The 6,347-nt window shown below is 66.8% G+C and carries 7 protein-coding genes; 5 read left to right on the top strand and 2 right to left on the bottom strand.

Features of this window, described 5'->3' with window-relative positions; genetic code table 11:
- Both BRAS3809_RS24710 and BRAS3809_RS24715 read right to left on the bottom strand, forming a co-directional pair.
- Nucleotides 1–455: GNAT family N-acetyltransferase (locus tag BRAS3809_RS24710; protein ID WP_035658252.1), on the bottom strand; the 455-nt coding region annotated here is incomplete at its 3' end.
- Between the two features lie 2 nt (nucleotides 456–457).
- Nucleotides 458–1,024, bottom strand: coding sequence for a helix-turn-helix domain-containing protein (locus BRAS3809_RS24715; RefSeq protein WP_008964760.1), 567 nt, complete (start codon nucleotides 1,022–1,024; stop codon nucleotides 458–460).
- A gap of 210 nt (nucleotides 1,025–1,234) precedes the next feature.
- On the opposite strand from BRAS3809_RS24715, the gene secG reads away from it, so the two are divergent.
- From secG to BRAS3809_RS24740, 5 genes are all read left to right on the top strand, one after another.
- The gene (secG, locus tag BRAS3809_RS24720) at nucleotides 1,235–1,618 is read left to right on the top strand and encodes a preprotein translocase subunit SecG (protein ID WP_008964761.1); all 384 of its coding nucleotides are present in this window, start codon (nucleotides 1,235–1,237) and stop codon (nucleotides 1,616–1,618) included.
- A 167-nt stretch (nucleotides 1,619–1,785) separates the two neighbouring features.
- Nucleotides 1,786–3,417, top strand: a complete 1,632-nt coding sequence (gene pyrG, locus BRAS3809_RS24725) for a CTP synthase (protein ID WP_008964762.1) — start codon at nucleotides 1,786–1,788, stop codon at nucleotides 3,415–3,417.
- A gap of 330 nt (nucleotides 3,418–3,747) precedes the next feature.
- Nucleotides 3,748–4,074 carry an NIPSNAP family protein gene (locus BRAS3809_RS24730; protein WP_008964763.1) on the top strand — a complete coding sequence of 109 codons (327 nt, stop codon included), beginning with the start codon at nucleotides 3,748–3,750 and terminating at the stop codon, nucleotides 4,072–4,074.
- A gap of 120 nt (nucleotides 4,075–4,194) precedes the next feature.
- Nucleotides 4,195–5,058 carry a 3-deoxy-8-phosphooctulonate synthase gene (kdsA, locus tag BRAS3809_RS24735; protein WP_008964764.1) on the top strand — a complete coding sequence of 288 codons (864 nt, stop codon included), beginning with the start codon at nucleotides 4,195–4,197 and terminating at the stop codon, nucleotides 5,056–5,058.
- Nucleotides 5,058–6,266, top strand: a complete 1,209-nt coding sequence (locus BRAS3809_RS24740) for an MFS transporter (RefSeq protein WP_008964765.1) — start codon at nucleotides 5,058–5,060, stop codon at nucleotides 6,264–6,266. The genes kdsA and BRAS3809_RS24740 overlap by 1 nt, the downstream gene beginning before the upstream one ends.
- Nucleotides 6,267–6,347 lie beyond the last annotated feature (81 nt).

The following is a 6,347-nucleotide window of genomic DNA, read 5'->3' on the forward strand; positions in this document are numbered from 1 at the left end:
TCCGGGATGATGCCGCTGAGCTGGAATCCGACGCCTTCATAGAGAGACGAGGCGCCGCCATCTTCGGCGGTGTCGAGCACCAGCATCGTGCGCCCATGCCGGCGCGCGAGAGCTTCGGCCGCATCCAGCAAAGCGCGCGCGACGCCACGCTTGCGGTGGCTGACGCGGGTCATCATCTTGGCGATCTCGGCACGATGCGGCTGGTTCGGCGGCAGCTTCAGCTGCAGCGTCACCGTGCCGATCAGGTCCTGATCATCGAAGGCCCCCAATATGATTCGCTCGCCGCGATTCGCCGCGGCGAGTGAATCCCGCCAGAACGCGTCCGCATCACCTTCGCCGAGCGGATGCATGAAACTGACGGAGCCGCCATGCGCGACCGTTTCGATCAGCATCGCGCTCAGCGCGCCGCGAACCTCCGGCGTGTCGGACAGGGGGGCGATTCGGATCGGGCTCATTTTCAACTCCGGGCAAGGGCGACGACATAGACGCAGGGTGTGTCGATCTCGTTGGCGAAGGTCGTGTCGATCGGCGGCCCGAAGCCCAGGCAGTCGCCGGTGCCGAGCTCGTGGCGCTCCGCGCCCTCGGTGATCGTCAGGCGTCCGCTCTGCACCCAGACGAGCTGCCGGATGTGGATGTAGGAGGAGGCCGGCAGCGTCACGCTGCGGTGGGCCGGCATCTCGACCGTCACCAGCTCGATCGGATGGTCCGGCCGGAGGAAGACCTGGCGCCTGATGTAGCCGGTGTCGGGATCGCGCCAGACCGGCTGCTCCTCGGCCTTCGACAGCCGCTCCGACTGCGCTTCGGCCCGCAGCATCAGGCCGGCGAGGGTGAGATCGAAGGCGCTGGCGAGCTTGACCAGCACCACCGCCGTGGGGCTGACCTCGGCGCGCTCGATCTTGCTGATGGTGGCCTTGGAGACGCCGGAGCGCTCGGCGAGGTCGGCGAGCGACCAGCCGCGGCTGTCGCGCTCGAGCTGCAGCCGGCGGGCGAGACGTTGGCTGAAATCGTCTATGATTTGATCCATTCGTCTCTAATAATGGAAATTGGCGGAGCCGGCAAGCGGTCCCGGGAGGCGGCGCAACAGCGCTTGTGTGAAGCGCGCGTGCGATTATCTGCGGGGTGGCGTTGCCCGACATGATCGTGTAACACCGCGCAAATTTCCGAATAGCCCGCGAAGCTCTCGCGATCCCGGCCTCCGGTCGGGGCCTGCGAGGGCTTGTGACGGAAGGTCACCATGCAGACTGTCTTGATCGTCATCCATCTCATGATCGTCGCCGTCCTGATCGGCGCGGTGCTCCTGCAGAAGTCCGAAGGCGGCGGCCTCGGGATGGGCGGCGGCGCCGGCTTCATGTCGAGCCGGGGCACCGCGAACCTGTTGACGCGGACGACGGCGATCCTCGCGGTCGGCTTCTTCGTCACCAGCCTGCTGCTGACCTGGCTGGCCGGATACGATCGCAAGCCGAGCTCGATCCTCGGCAACATGCCCGGCCAGACGCAGTCCGGCGGTGCGACGCCGGTGGCGCCGGGCTCTGGCGGCGTGCTCGACCAGCTCAAGAAGGCCGACGAGCAGCAGGCCCCGGCGGCGCCGAGCGCGCCATCCGCCCCGCAGTCGCAATAACGCGGGGAAGCCATGCAGGAACGCAATTGGCGTCCTGCATCAAAAGGCGGTCTCAACCATCTGAGACCATTCACATTTTGACGTAACCCACAGGCCCGTGACAGCGTTGCGGGCCGGTCACGATTCGTTTTGGCGAATCGAGCGCGCGGCATTAAAGGTAGGGTCCCATGGCGCGGTACATCTTCATCACCGGCGGCGTGGTTTCCTCGCTCGGAAAGGGTCTGGCTTCAGCCGCGTTAGGCGCGCTGCTGCAGGCCCGCGGCTACAAGGTCCGGCTTCGCAAGCTCGACCCCTATCTCAACCTCGATCCAGGCACGATGTCGCCTTATCAGCACGGCGAAGTGTTCGTGACCGATGACGGCGCCGAGACCGATCTCGATCTCGGCCATTACGAACGCTTCACCGGGCGGCCCGCGACCAAGGCCGACAACATCACCACGGGGCGGATCTATCAGGACATCCTGACCAAGGAGCGCCGCGGCGACTATCTCGGCGCGACCATCCAGGTCGTCCCGCACGTCACCAACGCGATCAAGGACTTCGTGCTGTCGGGCAACGACGGGTACGATTTCGTGCTGGTCGAGATCGGCGGCACCGTCGGCGACATCGAGGGCCTGCCGTTCTTCGAGGCGATCCGCCAGCTCAAGAACGACCTGCCGCGCGATCACGCGATCTACATCCATTTGACGCTGCTGCCGTACATTCCGAGCGCGGGCGAGCTGAAGACCAAGCCGACGCAGCATTCGGTCAAGGAGCTGCGCTCGATCGGCATCCAGCCGGACATCCTGCTGTGCCGCACCGACCGGGAGATCCCGAAGGAGGAGCGGCGCAAGCTCGGCCTGTTCTGCAACGTGCGCGAAAGCGCCGTGATCGAGGCGCGCGACGTCGACAACATCTATGCGGTGCCGGAGGCGTATCACGCCGCCGGCCTCGACGACGAAGTGCTGGCCGCGTTCGGCATCGAGCCGCGGATTCCGCCGGCGCTGGCGAGCTGGCACACGATCAACGAGCGCGTCCGCAATCCGGAAGGCGACGTGACGATCGCGATCGTCGGCAAGTACACGGGCATGAAGGACGCCTACAAGTCGCTGATCGAGGCGCTGTCGCATGGCGGCATCGCCAACAAGGTCCGTGTCAAGCTCGACTGGATCGAGAGCGAGGTGTTCGAGAACGAGGACCCCGCGCCGTTCCTCGAGCACGTCAACGGCATCCTCGTGCCCGGCGGCTTCGGCCAGCGCGGCGCCGAGGGCAAGATCCGTGCGGCGCAGTTCGCGCGGGAGCGCGACGTGCCGTATTTCGGCATCTGCTTCGGCATGCAGATGGCCGTCATCGAGGCGGCGCGCAATCTGGTCGGGATCACCGAGGCGAATTCGACCGAGTTCGGCCCGACCAAGGAGCCGCTGGTCGGCCTGATGACGGAGTGGCTGCGCGGCAACGAGCTGGAGAAGCGCTCGAAGACGGGCGACCTCGGCGGCACGATGCGGCTCGGCGCCTATCCCGCGATGCTCAAGCGCGGCAGCCGCGTCTCCGAGGTCTATGGCGGCGCGACCGAGATCTCGGAGAGGCATCGCCATCGCTACGAGGTCAACACCGCCTATAAGGACCGGCTCGAGCAGCATGGCTTGAAGTTCTCCGGCCTGTCGCCCGACGGCGTGCTGCCGGAGATCGTGGAGTACGAGGACCATCCCTGGTTCATCGGCGTCCAGTTCCATCCCGAGCTGAAATCGCGCCCATTCGAGCCGCACCCGCTGTTCGCGTCGTTCATCCAGGCGGCGATGGTGCAGAGCCGGCTGGTGTGAGCCGGCTGCGCGGGGCGAGAGTACGCTGCTCATGGCCGATGTACTGCGCCGATCTGCGAACCCAAACCTCATGGTGAGGAGCGCCGCGCCCATTCTGTTAATTCGAGGTAGCGTCGTCGTTCGCGGCGCGTCTCGAACCATGAGGCCCCAGCGAGGCCTCGCCCTTCGAGACGCGCGCCGAAGGGCGCGCTCCTCAGGGTGAGGGGCGAAAGTAAGGGGCGAACGTCGTTCCAGCCGGCGCGAAATCCAGCGGCCACGCCGCCTTTGACGGCCGCAGCGATTGTTGCGACAACGCTCCCTGGTTGAGAAGAACAGATCAGGGAGGATCGCATGATCTACGAGAGCCGCATCTATCGCTGCATTCCGGGCCGGCTGCCAGCGCTGTTGAAGCGCTTCGAGATGACGACGCTGAAATTGTGGGAGAAGCACGGCATCCGCCCGGTCGGCTTCTTCACCACCCTGATCGGCGAATCCAACCAGGACCTCACGTATTTCCTCGCCTGGGAATCGCTGGCCGAACGCGAAACCAAATGGACCGCGTTCATGACCAATCCGGAGTGGATCGCGGCGCGCGCCAAGAGCGAGGAGGACGGCCAGATCGTCGCCAACATCACCAGCCAGTTTCTGGTGCCGACCGCGTTCTCGGCCCTCAAATGAGGGGAAGCGCAGGGATGCGGGGATGACTGTCCCCGCAACCCTGATATTCGCGGGTTTCTGCCGGGTTGATCCGGCGGACGGGATTGGCCATGGTCGCGCGCTCACAACGAGGATGATGCCGTGAACGCTCCGATCTCTGCCGCACCGGTCGTGACTGCCGGCTCCGTCCGCTTCGGCAATCAGCTTCCGCTCGCCGTCATCGCCGGTCCCTGCCAGCTCGAGAGCCGTGCCCACGCGCTCGAGGTCGCCTCGGCGCTGAAGGAGATCGCGGCAAAGCTGAACATCGGCCTCGTCTACAAGACCTCCTTCGACAAGGCCAACCGCACCTCTGGCGCGGCCGCGCGCGGGCTCGGGCTGGCACAATCGCTGCCGATCTTCGCCGAGATCCGGTCGTCGCTCGGGCTGCCCGTGCTGACCGACATCCATGATGCCGGCCAATGCGCCGAGGTGGCGCAGGCGGTCGACATCCTGCAGATCCCGGCCTTCCTGTGCCGGCAGACCGACCTGTTGCTCGCGGCGGCCGCAACCGGCAAGGTCGTCAACGTCAAGAAGGGCCAGTTCCTGGCGCCGTGGGACATGGCGAACGTCGTCGCCAAGATCACCGGCGCCGGCAATCCCAACGTGCTGGCGACCGAGCGCGGCGTCTCGTTCGGCTACAACACGCTGATCTCGGACATGCGGTCGCTCCCGATCATGGCGCGGACGACCGGCGCGCCGGTCATCTTCGATGCCACGCATTCCGTGCAGCAGCCCGGCGGGCAGGGCACCTCGTCGGGCGGCCAGCGTGAATTCGTGCCGGTGCTCGCACGCGCGGCGGTGGCCGTCGGCGTGGCCGGCGTCTTCATCGAGACCCATCCCGATCCGGATCATGCGCCCTCCGACGGGCCGAACATGGTGCCGCTGGCGCAGTTCGAGGGGCTGCTGCGGACGCTGATGGCGTTCGACCAGCTCGCGAAGGGGCAGGCGGCGGACGCCATCAGCTGATGCACCAGCCCGTCGCCAAGCCTGACAACACGTTTCCCCCGGCCGTGAACATCATCGCGCTGGCCGGCTTCTCCGCGGCGCTGTCGACCCGCGCGCTCGATCCGGTGCTGCCGCATGTCGCCGAGGATTTCTCGATCAGCATCGCGACCGCGGCGGGCATTGCCGCCGGCTATGCGCTGATCTACGCGCTGGTCCAGCCGGCGATCGGCGCCGCCGCCGACCTGTTCGGCAAGGCGCGGCTGATGACGCTGTGTCTTGCGCTGCTCGGCGTCGCGAGCCTGCTCGGCGCGCTCGCCAGCTCCTTTCCCATGCTGTTCGCGACCCGTATCCTCGCCGGCGTCGCGTCCGGCGGCGTGTTTCCGGTGGCGCTCGGACTGACCAGCGACCTGGTCGCGCCCGACAAGCGCCAGGTCGCGATCGGCCGGACGCTCGCCGGCTCGATGGCCGGCAACCTGCTCGGCGCCACCGCGTCGGGCATCATCGGCGATCTCATCGGCTGGCGCGGCGTGCTCGCCATCCTCGGCGCACTCGGCCTGATCGCCTCGCTCGCGGTCGCGGCCGGCTTCCGCGGCGCCAAGGTCACCCACGTGCCGACCACCGATCTCGCCGCATTGAGGAAGGGCTACCGCACCATCTTCACCAATCCGAATTCGCGCTTCTGCTTCTCCGCGGTGTTCGTCGAGGGCTGCTGCGTGTTCGGCCTGTTTCCGTTCATCGCCTCGTTCCTGTTCGACCTCGGCGAGACCTCGCTGTCGATCGCCGGCATCGTCATCGCGGGCTTCGCGGTCGGCGGGCTGTTCTACACCTTCACGGTGTCGAGCTTCCTGCCGCGGCTCGGCGTCAAGGGCATGATGATCGTGGGCGCGAGCCTCGTCGCCCTGCAGCTCGGCGCGCTGGCCTTCGGCCCCGGCTGGAAGCTGCAAGTCGCCTGCATGCTGATGATGGGCTGGGGCTTCTACATGATCCATGGCTGCCTGCAGGTGTTCGCCAGCGAGCTGTCGATCGGCGCCCGCGCCACCGCGATGTCGCTGCACTCGTTCTTCTTCTTCCTCGGCCAGACCGTCGGTCCCATCGCCTACGGCTTCGGCGTCGTCCATGGCGGCAAGCAGCCGACGCTGCTGATCGCCGCCGCCCTGATGGTCGCGCTCGGCTTCGCCTGCGCCGCGCTGCTGCGGCAACGCCCGCCGGCGGATGCGGCGGCGACGTGATGGTTGTTTGAGCCGCGCGTGCAGGCCTTTTGCATTCGAAGATTTGGCCATCGCTGCAGGAAAGGTTGCTAATTCATAGCT

The organism is Bradyrhizobium sp. STM 3809, from assembly GCF_000239795.1.
Taxonomy (GTDB): Bacteria; Pseudomonadota; Alphaproteobacteria; order Rhizobiales; family Xanthobacteraceae; genus Bradyrhizobium.

What these genes read in the sequence shown, in the direction of transcription:
- BRAS3809_RS24715 (WP_008964760.1), bottom strand. Translation starts at nt 1,024, where the DNA reads ATGGATCAAATCATAGACGATTTCAGCCAACGTCTCGCCCGCCGGCTG.
- secG (WP_008964761.1), top strand. Translation starts at nt 1,235, where the DNA reads ATGCAGACTGTCTTGATCGTCATCCATCTCATGATCGTCGCCGTCCTG.
- pyrG (WP_008964762.1), top strand. Translation starts at nt 1,786, where the DNA reads ATGGCGCGGTACATCTTCATCACCGGCGGCGTGGTTTCCTCGCTCGGA.
- BRAS3809_RS24730 (WP_008964763.1), top strand. Translation starts at nt 3,748, where the DNA reads ATGATCTACGAGAGCCGCATCTATCGCTGCATTCCGGGCCGGCTGCCA.
- BRAS3809_RS24740 (WP_008964765.1), top strand. Translation starts at nt 5,058, where the DNA reads ATGCACCAGCCCGTCGCCAAGCCTGACAACACGTTTCCCCCGGCCGTG.